This window comes from Streptomyces sp. NPDC051320 (genome assembly GCF_040682175.1).
GTDB lineage: Bacteria > Actinomycetota > Actinomycetes > Streptomycetales > Streptomycetaceae > Streptomyces.
Map to the genome: position 1 here is coordinate 525,763 of NZ_JBFBAL010000003.1, position 17,585 is coordinate 543,347.

General features: G+C 69.2%; 16 protein-coding genes. 6 read left to right on the plus strand and 10 right to left on the minus strand.

All coding sequences use genetic code 11. The features are described 5' to 3' along the window. The first annotated feature begins 53 nt into the window (after positions 1–53). Positions 54–1,229, plus strand: a complete 1,176-nt coding sequence (locus tag AB0M87_RS10005; protein ID WP_365851487.1) for a hypothetical protein — start codon at positions 54–56, stop codon at positions 1,227–1,229. Between the two features lie 114 nt (positions 1,230–1,343). On the opposite strand, the gene hflX is transcribed toward AB0M87_RS10005, so the two are convergent. From hflX to miaA, 6 genes are all read right to left on the minus strand, one after another. Continuing rightward, on the minus strand, positions 1,344–2,891 hold the full coding sequence (gene hflX / locus AB0M87_RS10010) for a GTPase HflX (RefSeq protein ID WP_365851420.1): 1,548 nt from the start codon (positions 2,889–2,891) through the stop codon (positions 1,344–1,346). Between the two features lie 136 nt (positions 2,892–3,027). Next, the gene (locus AB0M87_RS10015) at positions 3,028–4,476 is read right to left on the minus strand and encodes a M1 family metallopeptidase (protein WP_365851421.1); all 1,449 of its coding nucleotides are present in this window, start codon (positions 4,474–4,476) and stop codon (positions 3,028–3,030) included. Between the two features lie 78 nt (positions 4,477–4,554). Then, positions 4,555–6,684 carry an HD domain-containing protein gene (locus tag AB0M87_RS10020; protein ID WP_365851422.1) on the minus strand — a complete coding sequence of 710 codons (2,130 nt, stop codon included), beginning with the start codon at positions 6,682–6,684 and terminating at the stop codon, positions 4,555–4,557. 158 nt (positions 6,685–6,842) lie between these two features. Continuing rightward, on the minus strand, positions 6,843–7,715 hold the full coding sequence (gene dapF, locus AB0M87_RS10025; protein WP_365851423.1) for a diaminopimelate epimerase: 873 nt from the start codon (positions 7,713–7,715) through the stop codon (positions 6,843–6,845). A 78-nt stretch (positions 7,716–7,793) separates the two neighbouring features. After that, positions 7,794–8,231, minus strand: a complete 438-nt coding sequence (locus AB0M87_RS10030; protein WP_365851488.1) for a hypothetical protein — start codon at positions 8,229–8,231, stop codon at positions 7,794–7,796. 119 nt (positions 8,232–8,350) lie between these two features. Continuing rightward, the gene (gene miaA / locus AB0M87_RS10035; RefSeq protein ID WP_365851425.1) at positions 8,351–9,289 is read right to left on the minus strand and encodes a tRNA (adenosine(37)-N6)-dimethylallyltransferase MiaA; all 939 of its coding nucleotides are present in this window, start codon (positions 9,287–9,289) and stop codon (positions 8,351–8,353) included. A gap of 180 nt (positions 9,290–9,469) precedes the next feature. On the opposite strand from miaA, the gene AB0M87_RS10040 reads away from it, so the two are divergent. Beyond that, positions 9,470–9,721, plus strand: a complete 252-nt coding sequence (locus AB0M87_RS10040; RefSeq protein WP_365851426.1) for a hypothetical protein — start codon at positions 9,470–9,472, stop codon at positions 9,719–9,721. A gap of 29 nt (positions 9,722–9,750) precedes the next feature. Then, positions 9,751–9,996, plus strand: a complete 246-nt coding sequence (locus AB0M87_RS10045; protein ID WP_365851427.1) for an antitoxin — start codon at positions 9,751–9,753, stop codon at positions 9,994–9,996. Positions 9,997–10,086: 90 nt separating this feature from the next. Here AB0M87_RS10045 and AB0M87_RS10050 read toward each other — a convergent pair whose 3' ends face one another. Together AB0M87_RS10050 and miaB are read right to left on the minus strand one after the other, a co-directional pair. Then, positions 10,087–10,797, minus strand: a complete 711-nt coding sequence (locus AB0M87_RS10050) for a class III extradiol dioxygenase subunit B-like domain-containing protein (RefSeq protein WP_365851428.1) — start codon at positions 10,795–10,797, stop codon at positions 10,087–10,089. A gap of 66 nt (positions 10,798–10,863) precedes the next feature. Then, positions 10,864–12,360: a tRNA (N6-isopentenyl adenosine(37)-C2)-methylthiotransferase MiaB gene (miaB, locus tag AB0M87_RS10055; protein WP_365851429.1), complete on the minus strand. Its 1,497-nt coding sequence runs from the start codon at positions 12,358–12,360 to the stop codon at positions 10,864–10,866. Between the two features lie 70 nt (positions 12,361–12,430). On the opposite strand from miaB, the gene AB0M87_RS10060 reads away from it, so the two are divergent. Further along, a complete protein-coding gene (locus tag AB0M87_RS10060) occupies positions 12,431–13,426 on the plus strand; it encodes a TAXI family TRAP transporter solute-binding subunit (protein WP_365851430.1) in 996 nt (331 codons plus the stop codon). A gap of 24 nt (positions 13,427–13,450) precedes the next feature. Here the strand turns inward: AB0M87_RS10060 and AB0M87_RS10065 are convergent, their stop codons facing one another. Next, a complete protein-coding gene (locus AB0M87_RS10065; RefSeq protein WP_365851431.1) occupies positions 13,451–14,845 on the minus strand; it encodes a HAMP domain-containing sensor histidine kinase in 1,395 nt (464 codons plus the stop codon). 15 nt (positions 14,846–14,860) lie between these two features. Further along, complete coding sequence (locus AB0M87_RS10070; RefSeq protein ID WP_365851432.1) at positions 14,861–15,556, minus strand: response regulator transcription factor; 696 nt, start codon at positions 15,554–15,556, stop codon at positions 14,861–14,863. Positions 15,557–15,856: 300 nt separating this feature from the next. Between AB0M87_RS10070 and AB0M87_RS10075 the strand changes: the two genes are divergently transcribed. Beyond that, positions 15,857–16,642 carry an amino acid ABC transporter ATP-binding protein gene (locus AB0M87_RS10075; protein WP_365851433.1) on the plus strand — a complete coding sequence of 262 codons (786 nt, stop codon included), beginning with the start codon at positions 15,857–15,859 and terminating at the stop codon, positions 16,640–16,642. 91 nt (positions 16,643–16,733) lie between these two features. Then, on the plus strand, positions 16,734–17,573 hold the full coding sequence (locus tag AB0M87_RS10080) for a glutamate ABC transporter substrate-binding protein (protein WP_365851434.1): 840 nt from the start codon (positions 16,734–16,736) through the stop codon (positions 17,571–17,573). Positions 17,574–17,585: the final 12 nt, after the last annotated feature.

A 17,585-nucleotide genomic window follows, 5' to 3' on the forward strand; every position in this document is an offset into this window, starting at 1 on the left:
GCGGCGTTGAAGAAGACCCGCGTACCACCAGGGGGAACTGCTCCATGCGATCCATGCGATCCATCCGTCCGAAACTGGCCGCGAGCGCTGTCGCCGCAGCGCTCGCGCTGACAGCGACAGCCTGCGGCGGCGCCAAGGACAAGGCAGCCGGGCAAGCTGCCGACAAGCCAGTGGCCTCCGCATCCGCCGGCGGCACCGCCGATGACGCCGGCGCGCTCGTCGATACCCTCAAGAAGCACGGTGTCGACCCGGAGAAGTGGAAGCACGGCGAGTGGAAGAACTGGGACAAGGACAAGTGGCTGCGTAATGCCAAGGACTTCGTCAACCCGGTGATCAAGGGGCTGTGGAAGCCGGACCGGATGCAGGAGGCCAAGGATCCGCAGAAGACCATGGCCTACGGCGACTCGACGGGCGACCAGAACGTCACCGACCCGGAGCCCGCACCGGTGCAGGCCCAGGAGGAGAAGCGTCCCTACCACCAGTACGCGGCCCCGGTCGGCAAGGTCTTCTTCGACTCCCCCGAGGGCTCCATGGTCTGCTCCGGCACGGTCGTCAAGGATCCGAAGGCTCCGGGCAGGTCGAACCTGGTATGGACCGCCGGCCACTGCGTCCATGCGGGTGCCAACGGCGGCTGGTACCGGAACATCACTTTCGTCCCGTCCTACAACGACCAGGGCAGGACGCCCGCCCAGCTGCGCAATGCGCAGCCGCAGGAGATAGCGCCCTACGGCTCGTACTGGGCCGACTGGGCCATGACCTCCAACGCCTGGATCGCGGACGGCGGACCGACCGGCGGCGCGGGGTCGCCTTACGACTACGCGCTTCTGCACGTGAAGCCGGAGAACGGCGGCAAGTCCCTCGAAGAGACCGTCGGCAACGCGCTCACGGTCGACTTCCACGCTCCCGAGGCCCGGGACATCCCCGCGATGGGTGCCTGGGGCTACCCGGCTGCACCGCCTTTCAACGGGCAGTTGATGAACAAGTGCATCGACCGCCCCGGTCGGCTTTCCGTCAGCCCCGGCACGCCGGCGATGTGGCGCATCGGCTGCACCATGACCGGCGGTTCCTCAGGTGGCGGATGGTTCATCGCCGGCCAGGACGGAAAGTCCGAGCTGGTTTCCAACACCTCGATCGGGCCGGTCACTTCGGGGTGGCTGGCGGGACCGCGACTCGGGCCGGGCGCCCAGCAGCTCTACACAGCGATGAGCGATAAATTCGCGGGCCGGTGACCGGGGGCCGGCCCCGCAGCGGGCGATAACCACACCACACAGCCGAAGGCCCGCCTCTGCGAACCCAAGAAAGCATGGGACGCGGAGGCGGGCCTTCGGCTTGCGCGGCGACGGTCAGTGGGCCACCGGAACGTAGGGCGCCAGGTCGGCGGCGAGTTCCTCGTGCACCCGTGCCTTGAGCAACGTGCCCTCCGGGGTGTGCTCCTCGGAGATCACTTCGCCGTCGGCGTGCGCCCGGGCGACCAACTGGCCCTGCGTGTACGGAACCAGTACCTCGACCTCGACCTGCGGACGGGGCAGTTCCGCGTCGATCAGCGCGAGCAACTGCGCGATCCCCTGGCCCGAACGGGCCGAGACCGCGATGGCGCTCCGCTCGATCCGCAGCAGCCGCTGCAGTACGAGCGGATCGGCCGCGTCCGCCTTGTTGATCACCACGATCTCCGGCACATCGGTGGCACCGACATCCCGGATCACCTCACGCACGGCGGCGAGCTGCTCCTCCGGAGCCGGGTGCGAGCCGTCCACCACGTGAAGGATCAGGTCGGACTCGCCGACCTCTTCCATGGTGGAACGGAACGCCTCGACCAGGTGGTGCGGCAGATGCCGTACGAAGCCGACGGTGTCGGCCAGGGTGTAGAGCCTGCCGCCGGGGGTTTCGGCCCTGCGCACGGTCGGGTCCAGGGTGGCGAACAGTGAGTTCTCCACCAGAACACCGGCCCCCGTGAGCCGATTGAGCAGTGAGGACTTGCCGGCGTTGGTGTATCCGGCGATGGCCACCGACGGGACCTTGTGGCGCTTGCGCTCCTGCCGCTTGATGTCGCGGCCGGTCTTCATCTCCGCGATCTCCCGGCGCATCTTCGCCATCTTCTCGCGAATCCGGCGACGGTCCGTCTCGATCTTGGTCTCACCGGGACCACGGGTGGCCATGCCGCCGCCCGCCGAACCGGAACCGCCACCACCCATCTGCCGGGAGAGTGACTGGCCCCAGCCACGCAGCCGGGGCAGCATGTACTGCATCTGCGCGAGCGCGACCTGTGCCTTGCCCTCGCGCGACTTGGCGTGCTGGGCGAAGATGTCGAGGATGAGGGCGGTACGGTCGACCACCTTGACCTTGACGACGTCTTCCAGATGGATCAGCTGTCCCGGGCTCAGCTCACCGTCGCACACCACGGTGTCAGCCCCGGTTTCGAGCACGATGTCACGCAGCTCGTGTGCCTTGCCCGAGCCGATGTAGGTGGCCGGGTCCGGCTTGTCGCGGCGCTGTACGACACCGTCGAGGACGAGGGCGCCTGCCGTCTCGGCCAGGGCTGCCAGCTCCGCCAGGGAGTTCTCGGCGTCCTGAGCGGACCCGGACGTCCAGACGCCGACCAGCACCACACGCTCCAGGCGCAGCTGCCGGTACTCGACCTCGGTGACATCCTCGAGCTCGGTGGACAGGCCCGCGACACGTCGCAGCGCGGCGCGCTCCGACCGGTCGTACTGGTCACCGTCACGCTCGCCGTCGATCTCGTGGCTCCAGGCGACGTCCTCTTCCATCAGGGCATCGGCCCGGCGGCTCTCGTTGTAGCTCTGAGTGTCCGGTTCAAGGTCGGGTTCGAAGGCGTCCACCTCAAGGACGTCCTGCTCGAGCGCGTCCTGGGAAGGGGAAGAAGAGGAGGTCATTGGATCCTTACGTCGAGCCGATAGATACTTCGTTCACCAGTCACAACGCGTGACGGCTCCGGATGATTCCCCGGGGAGACCGGCAGGGCCCGCAGCGGCGGTGACCCGTCGATAGTGGCACGGTGCGCTCGCCACGTCACCCGGCTTTCGGCCGGACGCTGTGCCAGTCCGGGTGGCCGGGCATCGGGGGTGTCCGTGCGCCGTACAGCCAGTCGTGGAAAAAGCCGGACAGATCGCGCCCGGCGATCCGTGAGGCCAGGGCGGAGAAGTCGGCGGTGGTGGCCGAGCGGTATCGGTAGGTGCGCACCCAACTGCGTTCCACCTGCTGGAAGGCGTCGGCCCCGATCTCCTGACGCAGTGCGTAGAGCACCAGGGCGCTGCCGTCGTAGACGACAGGCCGGAAGATACTGATCTGGTGCCCCGGCTCGGGGGGCTTCGGGGCGGCGGGTGGGCCGTCCTGGGCGCGTTCACCGTCGGAGTCCCGGTAGGCGTCGTGCATGCGCCGGGTCAGCGACTTGCCGGCGTGCTCGTCCGCGTACAGCGCTTCGTACCAGGTGGCGTGTCCCTCGTTGAGCCAGAGGTCGGACCAGCGGTTCGGCGAGACGCTGTCCCCGAACCACTGGTGGGCGAGTTCGTGCACCATGACCGATTCGACGTACCACGCGGGAAAACGCGGCTCTGTGAAGAGCCGGCGCTCGAACAGGGACAGTGTCTGGGTTTCCAGCTCGAAGCCGGTGCGGGTGTCGGCGATGAGCACGCCGTACGTCGCGAACGGGTAGCGTCCGACCTTCGACTCGAGCCAGCTGAGCTGTCCCGGTGTCTTCTTCAGCCAGGGCTCCAGTTTGCGGCGATCCGCCGCCGGTACGACGTCGCGCAGCGGCAGCCCGTGCGGGCCTGCCCGATGAGGCACCGCCGAGCTCCCGATCGACACCTGGGCCAGTTCGGTGGCCATCGGATGGACCGTCCGGTAGGTCCAGGTGGTAAGGCCCGCTTGCGTCCTGCGCGCGGTGGGCAACCCGTTGGCCACCACGGTCAACCGCTGTGGGGCCGTCACCCGGAAGGTGAACCATGCCTTGTCGGCGGGGTGGTCGTTGCAGGGGAAGACCCGGTGGGCGGCGTCCACCTGGTTGGCCATGGCGAGGCCGTCCTTGGTGCGCACCCAGCCGCCGGCCGTCGCACCGCGCGGGTCGCTGGTGTGCCGCACGGTGATCCGCAGCCGTCCGCCTCTGCGTACGTGATGGGGCGGTGTGACCACCAGGTCCTCGCCCGCAGTGGCGAATGCCGCGCGGTCACCGTTCACATCGACGGAGCGCACCGTACCGCCGGTGAAATCGAGGTTGACGCGCTGCAAGGGAGCGGTGGCCAGGGCGTCGATCGTAGTGACCGCAGACAGCGGCGCGGTGTTGCGGCCGGGATAGGTGAGGCCGATGTCGTAGGTGAGAACGTCGTACCCGGGGTTGCCCAGATCGGGGAAGAGCGGATCGCCGATACCGAGGGGTACGGGGGCGGGCAGGGCAGCGGTGATCAGAGCCGCCGATGCGGCCGCCGGCAGGGCGGCACGAAGGCGCCGGAAGATGTGCAGCATGCGCTACCGCTACCAGCACAGCCGGGGCGGACCGGGACGGGGCGCGCCACCCCCACTCGAAAGGGTCTCAGAACGGTGTCAGGCGGTGGCCGGATGCTGGGCACGGCTCACGTCGTACACCCCCGCCACGTCGCGCATGGTGCGCATCAGTGCGGGCAGCTCGGCGGCGTCGGGGAGCTGCAGGGTGTAGGTGTGCCTGACCCGCTGCTCGCTCGGCGGTTCCACCGTGGCCGCGACGACAGCGGCGCCCGCCGAGGCGATGACCTCGGTCAGGTCCGCGAACAGCTGCGGGCGTCCGAAGGCCTCGGCCACCAGGGTGACCGTGCAGTCACCTGTGTCGCCCCAGTCCGCCCCGACCGGAGCCCGTCCCAGCGCGCGCATCCGGGCGACCGACGCGCAGCCTTCGCGGTGCACGGCGACGGCGCCACCGTGGACCGCGAAGCCGGTGATGGCGTCGGGCGGAACCGGTGTACAGCAGCCGGCGAGCCGCACCGCGGTGTGCGGCAGCTCCACCACGGCCCCGGTGGTGGCTCGCCGCACGGTGCCCCCGGTGGCGGACGCGGCCGACCGGGGGGCCGCATCCGCCACCGCGGCCCCTTCCGGGTGCTCGGCGAGCCAGCCGGAGATCGCGATCCGTGCGGCGGCCGTACGGGCATGGTCGAGCCACTCCGGCGAGGGGCCGGAAGAAGTGTCCTCGGCCAGCAGCAGCTGGACGATGTCTCCGTCGCTCAGCGCCGTACTGAGCGTGGCCAGGCGCCCGTTGACCCGGGCACCGATACACCGGTGGGCCTCCTCGCCGTGCTGCGCGTAGGCGGCGTCCACACAGCTGGCTCCCGCGGGCAGCCCCAGGGTGCCCCCGTCCGCACGGAAGACGGTGATCTCCCGGTCCTGCGCCAGATCCGCGCGCAGGGTGCTCCAGAAGGTGTCCGGGTCGGGCGCGGACACCTGCCATTCGAGGAGGCGGGAGAGCCATCCGGGACGGGTCGGGTCGGCCCGCTCGCCGTTCGCGGTGTCGGCGGCGTCGGCGGCCTGGGTGCCGTCCGCCGGCGCGTAGGGGTTGCCGAGGGCGACGACGCCCGCTTCGGCGACCTTGTGCATCCGGTGCGTACGGATGAGAACTTCGGCGACCGCGCCGTCGGGTACGGCCACGGCCGTGTGCAGTGACTGGTACAGGTTGAATTTGGGGGCGGCGATGAAGTCCTTGAACTCGGAGATCACCGGGGTGAAACAGGTGTGCAGTTCGCCGAGCACGGCGTAGCAGTCGGCATCCTCACCGACGAGGACCAGGAGCCGTCCGAAGTCGGTGGGGCGCAGCTCCCCCCGTTTGGCCCGGACTCGGTGCACCGAGACGAAATGCCGTGGTCTGATGAGTACTTCGGCGGGGATGTCCGACTCCCGCAGCACCTTCCTGACCTCTTCGGCGATAGCTGCGAGCGGGTCGGCGCCGGACTCCCCGACGGCGATGAGGGCCCGGATGTCTTCATACTCCTCGGGGCGGAGGATCGCGAAGGCAAGGTCTTCCAGCTCGGTCTTGAGGGCCTGCACGCCGAGCCGCTCGGCGAGCGGAATGAGAACGTCCTGGGTGACCTTGGCGATCCTGGCCTGTTTCTCCGGGCGCATCACGGAGAGGGTGCGCATGTTGTGCAGCCGGTCGGCGAGTTTGATCGACATGACCCGGACATCGTCGCCGGTGGCGACCAGCATCTTGCGGAAGGTCTCCGGCTCTGCGGCGGCTCCGTAGTCGACCTTCTCCAGCTTGGTCACGCCGTCGACCAGATAGCGGACCTCGTCGCCGAACGCTGCCCCGACCTGGTCGAGTGTCACATCGGTGTCCTCGACGGTGTCGTGCAGCAGCGAAGCGGTCAATGTGGTGGTCTCCGCCCCGAGTTCGGCAAGGATCAGGGTCACGGCCAGTGGATGGGTGATGTACGGCTCACCGCTCTTGCGCATCTGACCGCGGTGGGACGACTCGGCGAGCTCGTACGCCCTGCCCAGGACCGTCAGGTCGGCGTCGGGGTAGTGGGCGCGGTGGGCCTCCGCGACATGGCCGATGGCAGCCGGCAGCCCACTCCGCGACGTGGGTCCGAAGAGCGCGGCGCGGCCGAGTCTGCGGAGGTCGATCCGGGCCCGGCCGCGCCGGCGGCCCGGCTGATCCGCCGTTGGGGTATCCGCGGGCACACCCTCGGGGTTGGTGGCCTCTGCACTCATGGGCGCCTCCGGCAGTGTCGACCGGCGGTGGGCTGACTGCGGGTGAGCGCTCGTGGCCGGTGCTTGATGCTACCGAGCCCACCATGGGGGGCCGCCCCACTTCCGCCCACCGTGAAACGGATCACCCATTCGAGCGAAGTCCGCAGGCTGTTTCGTCCTCAGGCGAAAGCCGTCCCGCGGAACGAGGAGTCGAGCGTGCCCTCGGCGACGATCACTGCGGGTCCTGTCATCTCGATCTCACCGTCCGGCAGTTCGGTGATCAGGAGCCGGCCGCCGGGGAGGTCGACCGTGTAGGTGACCGGACTGCCGGTGACCGCTGGGTCCGTGCCGTCCCTGCGGGCTGCCGCTACGGCCACCGCGCAGGCCCCCGTACCGCAGGATCGGGTCTCGCCGGAGCCTCGCTCATGCACGCGCATCGCCACGTGACGCTCACCGCAGTCCACCACGAACTCGACATTGACCCCGTCCGGGTAGACGGATGCCGGACTGAAGGGTGGTGCCGAGCGCAGCGGTCCGGCGTGCCGCAGGTCGTCCACGAAGACAACGGCGTGTGGATTGCCCATGTCGACATTGCGGGCCGGCCAGCTGCGGCCGTCGACCGTCACGGTGACTCCGGTTTCCGGGAGCCCGGCACGGCCCATGGAGACCGTGATGTCACCTTCCTCGGCGAGGTGGACCTTCTTCACTCCGCCCCGGGTCGCGACGGCCAGATCGCCGTCCGCCACCAGGCCGGAGCGCTGGAGGTACCCGGCGAAGACGCGTACCCCGTTGCCGCACATCTCAGCGACGGAACCGTCGCTGTTGCGGTAGTCCATGAACCACTCGGCCTCCGCGGCCATCGCCCGGGCGTCGGGATGCGCCGCGGAACGCACCACGTGGAGGAGACCGTCGCCACCAATGCCCGCGCGGCGGTCGCACAGGGCGGCGACGGCGGTGGCCGGGAGGGCGATGACGTTGTCCGGGTCGGGGATGATCACGAAGTCGTTCTCGGTCCCGTGCCCCTTGAGGAAGGCGATCCGTGAAGTGCTCACCCCGCCATCGTACGAGGTGACAGCGGCGAGCACGGAGGCAGCCGACAGGCACCTGGGCAGCGGACCGGCGGAGCCGGTTCAGCGCAGCCGGGCCACCCGCCCGACGGCGAGTGCCACGATCACGCACCCGGTGACCGCGTAGAACCCGAGCACCCGCCAGTCGGGCCGCTCTCCGGAGCCGCGGGCCGGCAGGCCGGGCCAGGCGTACCCGACCCGACGGGCGGCCATCATGCCCCAGCCTGCGGCACAGCAGCTGATCAGAAGGCCGAGCATGGCAACGACAGGGCCGCCGTCGTCGGGCTCGAAGGCGAGCGGGAACGCGAACATCAGTGACCCGACGGCCGCCAGCACCACGATCGGCGCGAGCTGCCAGATCCGCAGCCGACGCTGCGGACGCAGCTCGACCTCGACCTCGGGAGCCACCTCGGGGACATCCTGCTCATCGGGTCCGTCTGGGCTCAACCGCGCCCCGTCGTCCGGGGTTCGCTGTTCACTGTCGCGAGGGCCGGCCTCCATCGCCACGCGCCCTCCCACTCGGACTTCACTGGTGATCGAAGAGTGTCGATCGACGCTCGATGATGGCACGCTCGCAGGCCCGGAAATGACGGGCGGAGCGTCCCGATGCCATCACGTGATCAGGCTGTAACCGCTCGTTCGACCAACGCCAGTGCCCGTTGCGGGAGTCCGGCGCGGTCGGTGGCCGCGCCACTCAGCCAGTGCACCCGTGGATCGCGGCGGAACCATGAGTCCTGTCGGCGCGCGAAGCGTTTGGTGGCACGCACGGTCTCGGCACGCGCCTCCTCGTCCGTGCACTCTCCGGCGAGTGCCGCGAGCACCTGCTGGTAGCCCAGGGCCCGCGATGCCGTCCGGCCTTCGCGGAGCCCCTGTGCCTGCAGCGTGCGTACCTCGTCGACCAGTCCCGCCTGCCACATCCGCTCGACCCGGGTGGCGATGCGCTCGTCCAGTTCGGGGCGCGCCACGTCGACGCCGATCTGCACGGTGTCGTAGACCGAGTCCGGTCCTGGGAGGTTGGCGGTGAACGGCTTGCCGGTGATCTCGATCACCTCCAGCGCCCGGACGATACGGCGGCCGTTGCTGGGCAGGATGGCGACGGCCGCCTCGGGGTCGGCCGCGGCGAGCCTGCGGTGCAGTACACCGGGGCCGTGACGCACGAGTTCCTCCTCGAGGCGGGCCCGCACCTCCGGGTCGGTGCCCGGGAACTCCAGTGCGTCGATGGCACCGCGGACGTAGAGCCCGGAGCCTCCGACGAGGACCGGCGTACGGCCTTCGGCGAGCAGTCGGTCGATCTCCGCGCGGGCGAGCCTCTGGTACTCGGCGACGCTGGCGGCCTGGGTAACGCTCCAGATGTCGAGGAGCCGGTGCGGGACACCGTCGCGCTCCTCGATCGTCAGCTTGGCGGTACCGATGTCCATCCCCCGGTAGAGCTGCATGGAGTCGGCGTTGACGACCTCACCGCCGAAATGCCGGGCGAGGGCGACACCCAGATCGGACTTTCCGGCCGCGGTGGGACCGACAACGGCGATGACCCGCACTGGCGGAGCTGCACTTTTCACAGCCCCAGTCTCGCAAACCCCGGAGTCTGTCCCCGAACGAGTGAGGTGACAGACAGCTGCCCGGGTTCGTTTCTGTTCCGAGGTTCCGGCCGCCGGTCTTCCCACCGGCCCCCGGTCTGCGCGATCAGGCGCCCGGGACGGCGCGGAATGTTGCCCGCCCGAGTAGGTTATGGAGTGAATATGAGTGTTTTCGCAGTGTTTCGCCGCAAGGTAAAGCCCGCTGCCGAGGAGCCGACCGACGAAGCAAGGACTGCGGAAGCCACGGCCGGTGAGCTCGTGGCCGGAACGGCAGCGGACGGGGCCGCCGGGGCGGAGACGGGCGAGCCGGATGCGGAGAGCACGATCAGCACGGCCGCCGAAGTGGAGATCCCACGGCAGCAGTCCGTCGCCGCGGCCGCCGACAACGAAGTCGGTGACGCCGTACGCAAGTAATTCGCCGTTCGGAGGGAAGTAGGTCCGTCATGGGATTCATGGACAACCTGAAGGCCAAACTCGCGCCTGCCAAGGACAAGGTCTCGGACCTCGCACTGCAGCACGGGGACAAGATCGGACAGGGTTTGGACAAGGCCGCGCACACGGTCGACTCCAAGACCAAGGGCAAGTACAGCGACAAGATCGAGTCGGGCACAGGCAAGGCCAAGGATGCTCTGGACCGGCTCTCCCACAAGGACGGCGGGACCACTCCGACGCCGCCTGCGGCTTCCTGACCGGGAAGCCGGCCGGGTGAACCAGCCGGCGAACCCTCGCAGGAAGCCCCGGGTGCCCAGGGAGCAGCATGCTTCGTGGGCACCCGCGCGTCAGGACCAGACGGCGACGATGTAGCCCACGCCGTAGGGGGCGTCCTCGTACAGCAGCCGGCCGCCGAGCTCGGCGCCCTCGGCGGCACCGGCAAGGACCTGCCAGGGGGCACGGCCCGCAGCCTTGAGCTCATGAGCGAGCGGTGCGTCCAGCGCCCGGAGCGCGGGCAGGTCGGCGGCGCCCAGCGCCCGGGCGGCAGCCGCGTCGAAATCGGCCGCACGCTCATCGAGATAGCCGGGCGCCTTGAGGGTGCGGCAGGCGCTGCCGTCGCCCATCACCAGGACGGCGAGCCGGTCGGCGGATGCGGCAAGGTCACGGCCGGCTTGCAGACAGCGCTCCGGTTCCAGCGGCTCGCCGACACCCAGCGCCTCGACCGGTACGCCCGCCCAGTGCGCCCGACCGAGCAGCCAGGCACCCACAGCCAACGCCGGCGGCAGTTCCCGGTCGGGCGCGCCATCCGCGGCACCCAACCGCACCTCGAGATCCACCCCGAAGCCCCGGAAGGAGCCGGTGGCGCCCTGCGGATGCGTCCCCCGGCCCGCGAAAGGCGTCGGCCCGACGACGATCAGGCGGTCGGGCCGGGATGCCGCGAGCACGCCCAAGGCGTCGAAGCAGGCGGCCCGGGCGGCGTCGAGTTCCGGCGCCGCGCCTGCGGCGACCTCCGGCACGAGCAGCGGCGGGCAGGGACAGACGGCGGCGGCTACGAGCATGATCCGCAGCCTAGCGCCCCGTCGGACAGGGCCTGCCCCGCCCGGCGGGGCCGTCGCAGGCTGTCGTTACTGGTCGCAGCCGCAGCTGCCCGCCGCCACCGAAGCCGGTTGCGGGGCCGGAGCGCCGATCGTCGGCAGCCCGAGCATCACCCCGGCCGGCCGGGATGCCTCGGCGGCGTTCCGCTTCTGCCAGGCGTCCCCGGCGCGCGTGCGCCGAACCTCAGTGGTCGGGCCCTCGGCGAGCAGGTGGTGCGGAGCTGCGTAGGTGATCAGGACCGTCACCACGTCCCCCGGTCGCACCTCGGCGTCCGGCTTGGTGAAGTGGACCAGACGACTGTCGGGCGCCCGCCCGGACAAGCGGTGGGTGGCTCCGTCCTTGCGGCCCTCGCCCTCCGCGACCATGACGTCCACCGTGCGGCCGACCTGCTTCTTGTTCTCCGCCCAGGAGATCTCCTCCTGGAGAGCCGAGAGCCGCATGTAGCGCTCCTGCACGACCTCCTTGGGGACCTGGCCCTCCATGGTGGCCGCGGGGGTGCCGGGTCGCTTGGAGTACTGGAAAGTGAATGCCTGAGCGAAACGGGCCTCGCGGACCGCGTGCATCGTCTGCTGGAAGTCCTCCTCGGTCTCGCCGGGGAAGCCCACGATGATGTCGGTGGAGATGGCGGCGTGCGGGATCGCGGCGCGCACCTTCTCGATGATCCCGAGGAAACGCTCCTGCCGGTACGAACGGCGCATCGCCTTGAGGATGCTGTCCGACCCCGACTGCATCGGCATGTGCAGTTGCGGCATCACGTTCGGGGTCTCGGCCATCGCCGCGATCACGTCGTCGGTGAAGTCGCGCGGGTGCGGGGAGGTGAAGCGGACGCGCTCCAGGCCCTCGATCGCACCGCAGGCCCGCAGCAGTTTGGAGAATGCCTCACGGTCGCCGATGTCGGAGCCGTAGGCGTTGACGTTCTGGCCGAGCAGCGTGATCTCGGAGACGCCCTCGGCGACCAGCGCCTCGATCTCGGCGAGGATGTCGCCCGGGCGGCGGTCCTTCTCCTTGCCGCGCAGCGCCGGGACGATACAGAAGGTGCAGGTGTTGTTGCACCCGACGGAGATCGACACCCAGGCCGCGTACGCGCTCTCCCGCCGCGTCGGCAGCGTCGACGGGAAGGCCTCCAGGGATTCGGCGATCTCGACCTGCGCCTCCTCCTGGACGCGGGCACGCTCCAGCAGTACCGGCAGCTTGCCGATGTTGTGCGTACCGAACACCACATCCACCCAGGGCGCCCGCTGGACGATCGTGTCGCGGTCCTTCTGCGCCAGACACCCACCGACGGCGATCTGCATACCGGGCCGCTTGGTCTTCATGGGGGCGAGCCTGCCGAGGTTGCCGTAGAGCTTGTTGTCGGCGTTCTCCCGCACCGCGCAGGTGTTGAAGACGACCACATCGGCATCCCCGTCGGCGCCATCGGGCGCGCGGACGTATCCGGCATCCTCCAGGAGGCCCGACAGCCGTTCGCTGTCGTGCACATTCATCTGGCAGCCGTACGTCTTCACTTCGTAAGTCTTGGCGCTCATATCGCCTACCAGGGTACGGGCAGCGGCACCCCCTGTTCCTCGGGGGGAATGAACTGGCAGGATCGCGCGCATGTGCACTCTGCCGTCCCACCTCAGCCGCCGGCGTGCCCTGCAGGGCTCCGCAGCCGCGCTGGTGGTCCTGGGGCTGCTGATGTGGTGGCTGTTGCCCGTAGGCCCGTCGGCCCCGCGCGGCTCGGTCACCTTCAGTACGGGGGTGCGCACCGGGGTCTACCAGCTTTACGGGAAGCTGCTCAAACCGACGCTCGCACACGACCTGCCCGGGGTCACGATCGATCTGCAGCCGAGCGAGGGCTCCCAGCAGAACCTGGCCAGGGTCGCGGCCGGCAAGGCGGACTTCACCATCGCCACCGCCGATGCGATCGCCCAGTACATCGCCGACGGCAAGCCCGGAGCGGACCGGCTGCGCGGCTGCGCCCGGTTGTACGACGACTATGTGCAGCTCGCCGTGGACAACGGCTCCGCAGTGCAGCGTGCCGGCGACCTGCGACACAAGCGGGTGGCCGTGGGGCAGCCGGGCTCCGGGGTACGGCTGATAGCGGATCGGGTACTGCGGGCTGCCGGGCTGGATCCGCAGAAGGACATCACCGCGGTGCCGGCCGGGATCGACACCGATCCAGCGCTGCTGGAGGCCGGCAAGATCGACGCCTTCTTCTGGTCGGGTGGCCTGCCGACCGACGCGGTACGCGACCTGGCCGCACGTCATCCGATCCGGCTGGTCCCCCTCGACGACCTGGTGACCCGGCTGCACGCGGGCGGCGGGACCACCCGGTACTACCGCGCGGCGGCGATCCCCGGCGACGCCTACCGCGAGGCGCGGAACAACGGCCCGGTGTCGACCGTCGCGGTCGCCAATGTGCTGGTCACCACCGACCGGGAGGACCCGGAACTGACCAAGGGCTTCACCCGCAGCGTCATCCGCAGCCGCGACCGGATAGGCCGCCAGGTGCACGCGGCGCAGCTGGTGGACGTACGGACCGCGATCTACACGGACCCGCTGAAGCTGCACGAGGGCGCCAGGCGCTACTACCGGTCGGTCAAGCCATAGCCGGGCCGCCCGCCGGGACAGTCCTCAGGAGCCGGGGGAGGTGCGTGGCACGGTGACCGTCACCCGGAGGCCGTGCGGCTCGTTCTGCTCATAGCTCAGCGAGCCACCACCCGAGCTGAGCAGGCTGCGCGAGATGGACAGCCCCAGGCCGGATCCCTTGACGTTCTGGTGACGATTGCTGCGCCAGAAGCGGTCACCGATCCGGGCGAGCTCGTCCTGACCCAGCCCCGGTCCGCCGTCGGCGACAGTGATCCGGCAGGTGGCGCCGTGTGCGGAGACCGTGACGGTGACCTGCTCGCCCTCCGGGGTGAACTTCAGCGCGTTGTCGATCACCGCGTCCAGCGCACTGGAGAGCGCCACCGGGTCCACCCAGGCGGTGACCGCGGCTGCGCCGTCCTGGGTGAGGCGGACGCCCTTGCCCTCGGCGAGCGGACGCCAGGCGGCGACCCGCTCGAGGGCCAGTTCGGCGATGTCGGTGAGACGGAGTTCCGCATCGGTGTGTTCGGCCAGTGCCAGATCGAGGAGATCGTCGAGCACTTCGGCAAGACGCTTCCCCTCCGTGCGTACCGAGGCGATCTCCGCATTGTCCTCGGGGAGTTCGAACGAGAGCAGCTCGATCCTCAGCAGCAGCGCGGCCAACGGGTTGCGCAGTTGGTGCGACGCATCGGCCACGAAGGCGCGCTGCTGTTCCAGTACATCCTCGACGTTGTCGGCCATCTCGTTGAACGAATGGGCCAGCCGGCGGAGTTCGGGCGGGCCACCGCCGGATGCGACCCGCGACTTCATCCGTCCGGTCGCGATGCCATGGGTGGCAGCGTCCAGCGTCCGCACCGGAAGCAGCACCCACCCGGTGAGCCGGATGGCGGCGCCCACCGCGAGGAGCATCGCCGCGGTCTCCCCCGCGGCGATCAGCAGCCAGCCGCGCACGATCCGCGAGCGCAGCTGCCCGGTGGGTGAGTCGGTGACCACCACGGCGATCACGTCGCCGTTCCTGACCACGGGCGATGCGACGACCAGCCGCCCGCGCCGCCAGGGCCAGACCTGCGAGGGGTCCCTGCTGCGCCGCCCCGCGAGCGCCTCCTGAAAGGCCTGCCGGCCTTCGCCCACGGCGGGCACGGTCCAGGAACGCGGCGCCGCCGCCATGGCCCGGCCGTCGCGGTAGAAGACGCCGGCCCGGATTCCGTACACCGTGTCGTAGCGGGCGAGTTCGTTCTGGAGGGTGCTGTGCCGCTCGGCCTCACTGGCCGGGATCTCGGTGACGAACTGTGCTTCGGCCGCGATCCGCGCGGTGTCGTCGAGCCGGTCCACGATCACCCTCTGCTGACGGGCCCCGGCGAGGCTCAGCGCGAGCGGGAAGCCGAGCGCGAGCAGCACACCGGCCATCAGGACGATGAGCAGCGGAAGCAGCCTGGCGCGCACGGGAGGTGACGCGCCTCAGGCAGCGGCCGGGACGACGAGCCGGTAGCCGACACCCCGCACCGTCTCGATAAGCGCGGGCAGGTGCAGCTTCGAGCGCAGCGAGGCGACGTGCACCTCGAGGGTGCGACCGGTCCCTTCCCAACTGGTCTGCCACACCTCACTGATGATCTGCTCCCTGCGGAAGACCACACCGGGGCGCTGGGCCAGCAGCGCGAGCAGATCGAACTCCTTGCGGGTGAGCTGGATCTCGGTGCCCGCGACGCTGACGCGCCGGGTGGGCAGCTGGATCTCGACCGGCCCGAGGTGCAGCGCGACCGCGGGGATTGCTCCGGTGTCCTCGCCGGTGGTCGTGCGCCGGCTGACCGCATGGATACGTGCGAGGAGCTCCCCGGTGTCGTACGGCTTGACCACGTAATCGTCGGCGCCGAGGTTCAGCCCATGGATCCGGGAGCGCACGTCGGCCCGGGCGGTCACCATGATCACCGGGGTCGTCGTCCGTTTGCGGATCTTCCCGCACACCTCGTATCCGTCCTGGTCCGGCAGCCCGAGATCGAGCAGGATGACACCGAAGGGCTCCTCGTCATCGGGCAGCAGGGCGTGCAGCGCCTCTTCACCGCTCCGGGCATGCACGACGCCGAAGCCGTGTCTGGCCAGTATGGCGGACAGCGCGGCGGCCACACGGTTGTCGTCCTCCACGAGCAGCAGTCTCATGGGCCCCCTCCCGTTGTGCGGTTCACTTTGCGCCCGTACCCGCGTTTCACAGGTACCAGGGCATCCACGCCGATGGCCGGCGCACCAGTCAAGGGCATCCTCCTGCCGCCGGGGGTTCCGTTATGCACCCGGTACTCCGCGCAGGACCATGCTCACATGTGGTAACCGGAGCGTATCGGGGCGCTACCGGATCGTGATGCTCAATTTCCGCTCAGATGTAATGACGCTGGTCGTACCGCTCACTACTGTCCTTCGAACCACGACTGCCCTAGCAGCCGAGGAGGACGGAGCGAACAGCCGATGAGCAAAGTGCCCATGACCAAGCCCGCTGAGGAAGCTGCCCCGACGGCGGACGATCTGGTCGTGCTGAGCAACGTCAACAAGCACTTCGGCGCGCTGCATGTGCTCCAGGACATCGACCTGACCATCGCCCGCGGCGAGGTCGTGGTCGTCATCGGGCCCTCCGGCTCCGGCAAGTCCACACTGTGCCGCACCATCAACCGCCTGGAGACGATCGACTCCGGCGCGATCTCGATCGACGGAAAGCCGCTTCCCCAGGAGGGCAAGGAGCTGGCCCGGCTGCGCGCCGACGTCGGCATGGTCTTCCAGTCGTTCAACCTCTTCGCGCACAAGACGGTCCTGCAGAACGTCATGCTGGGTCAGGTCAAGGTGCGCAAGACCGACAAGAAGGCCGCGGAGGACAAGGCACGTTCGCTGCTCGACCGGGTGGGTGTCGGAACACAGGCGGCCAAGTACCCGGCGCAGCTCTCCGGCGGCCAGCAGCAACGTGTCGCCATCGCACGGGCGTTGGCGATGGACCCCAAGGTCATGCTCTTCGACGAGCCGACTTCGGCGCTGGACCCCGAGATGATCAATGAGGTCCTCGAGGTCATGCAGCAACTGGCCCGTGACGGCATGACGATGGTGGTCGTGACACACGAGATGGGCTTCGCCCGCTCGGCCGCCAACCGGGTCGTTTTCATGGCCGACGGAAAGATCGTCGAAGAGGCCGTGCCCGACCAGTTCTTCAGCAACCCGCGCAGTGACCGGGCCAAGGACTTCCTGTCGAAGATCCTGCACCACTGATTTCCGCACCCATTCGGGACACCGGCTGCTCAGGCTGATTCAGGTTCGGCCCGACCGGCCGACCATTGACGTACGTGAGGGAAGTTCAACCATGAAGATCGTCAAGGCAAGCGCGGCAGCCGCCGCAGTCCTCGCTCTCTCCCTGACGGCCACTGCCTGTGGCTCGAACAAGGACGATGCGGCCGATGGCGGTGGTGGCGGCAAGAAGATCACCGTCGGCATCAAGTTCGACCAGCCCGGGCTGGGTCTGAAGACCCCTGATGGCAAGTACAGCGGCTTCGACGTCGATGTCGCGACCTATGTCGCCAAGTCGCTCGGCTATGCGGCCAAGGACATCAACTGGAAGGAAGCCCCGAGCGCCGAGCGGGAGAACCTGATCTCCGCCGGCGACGTGGACTTCATCGTCGCCAGTTACTCCATCACGGACCAGCGCAAGCAGAAGGTGTCCTTCGCGGGTCCCTACCTGCTGGCCCACCAGGACCTGCTGGTACGTGCCGACGACAACACCATCACCAAGGCGTCGGACCTCAACTCGCGGAAGCTCTGTTCCGTGACCGGCTCGACGTCGGCGCAGAACATCAAGGACAAGCTTGCTCCGAAGGCCGACCTGCAGCAGGTCGGCGGCTACTCCGAGTGCCTGACCGGCCTGGAGAACAAGGCTGTTGACGCGCTGACCACGGATGACTCGATTCTCGCCGGTTACGCCTCGCAGAAGCAGAACCAGGGCAAGTTCAAGCTCGCCGGCCTGAAGCTGAGCGACGAGAACTACGGTATCGGCCTGAAGAAGGGCGACAGCAAGCTCCAGGGCAAGATCAACGACGCGCTCAAGAAGATGGTCTCGGACGGCTCCTGGGATTCCGCCGTGAAGAAGAACTTCGGTCCGGCCAACTACAAGAACGAGCCGGCACCCAAGATCACCGAAACCAGCTGATCCTCGGTCGGC

What these genes read in the sequence shown, in the direction of transcription:
- AB0M87_RS10005 (WP_365851487.1), top strand. Translation starts at nt 54, where the DNA reads ATGCGATCCATCCGTCCGAAACTGGCCGCGAGCGCTGTCGCCGCAGCG.
- hflX (WP_365851420.1), bottom strand. Translation starts at nt 2,891, where the DNA reads ATGACCTCCTCTTCTTCCCCTTCCCAGGACGCGCTCGAGCAGGACGTC.
- AB0M87_RS10015 (WP_365851421.1), bottom strand. Translation starts at nt 4,476, where the DNA reads ATGCTGCACATCTTCCGGCGCCTTCGTGCCGCCCTGCCGGCGGCCGCA.
- AB0M87_RS10020 (WP_365851422.1), bottom strand. Translation starts at nt 6,684, where the DNA reads ATGAGTGCAGAGGCCACCAACCCCGAGGGTGTGCCCGCGGATACCCCA.
- AB0M87_RS10030 (WP_365851488.1), bottom strand. Translation starts at nt 8,231, where the DNA reads ATGGAGGCCGGCCCTCGCGACAGTGAACAGCGAACCCCGGACGACGGG.
- AB0M87_RS10040 (WP_365851426.1), top strand. Translation starts at nt 9,470, where the DNA reads ATGAGTGTTTTCGCAGTGTTTCGCCGCAAGGTAAAGCCCGCTGCCGAG.
- AB0M87_RS10045 (WP_365851427.1), top strand. Translation starts at nt 9,751, where the DNA reads ATGGGATTCATGGACAACCTGAAGGCCAAACTCGCGCCTGCCAAGGAC.
- AB0M87_RS10050 (WP_365851428.1), bottom strand. Translation starts at nt 10,797, where the DNA reads ATGCTCGTAGCCGCCGCCGTCTGTCCCTGCCCGCCGCTGCTCGTGCCG.
- miaB (WP_365851429.1), bottom strand. Translation starts at nt 12,360, where the DNA reads ATGAGCGCCAAGACTTACGAAGTGAAGACGTACGGCTGCCAGATGAAT.
- AB0M87_RS10060 (WP_365851430.1), top strand. Translation starts at nt 12,431, where the DNA reads ATGTGCACTCTGCCGTCCCACCTCAGCCGCCGGCGTGCCCTGCAGGGC.
- AB0M87_RS10070 (WP_365851432.1), bottom strand. Translation starts at nt 15,556, where the DNA reads ATGAGACTGCTGCTCGTGGAGGACGACAACCGTGTGGCCGCCGCGCTG.
- AB0M87_RS10075 (WP_365851433.1), top strand. Translation starts at nt 15,857, where the DNA reads ATGAGCAAAGTGCCCATGACCAAGCCCGCTGAGGAAGCTGCCCCGACG.
- AB0M87_RS10080 (WP_365851434.1), top strand. Translation starts at nt 16,734, where the DNA reads ATGAAGATCGTCAAGGCAAGCGCGGCAGCCGCCGCAGTCCTCGCTCTC.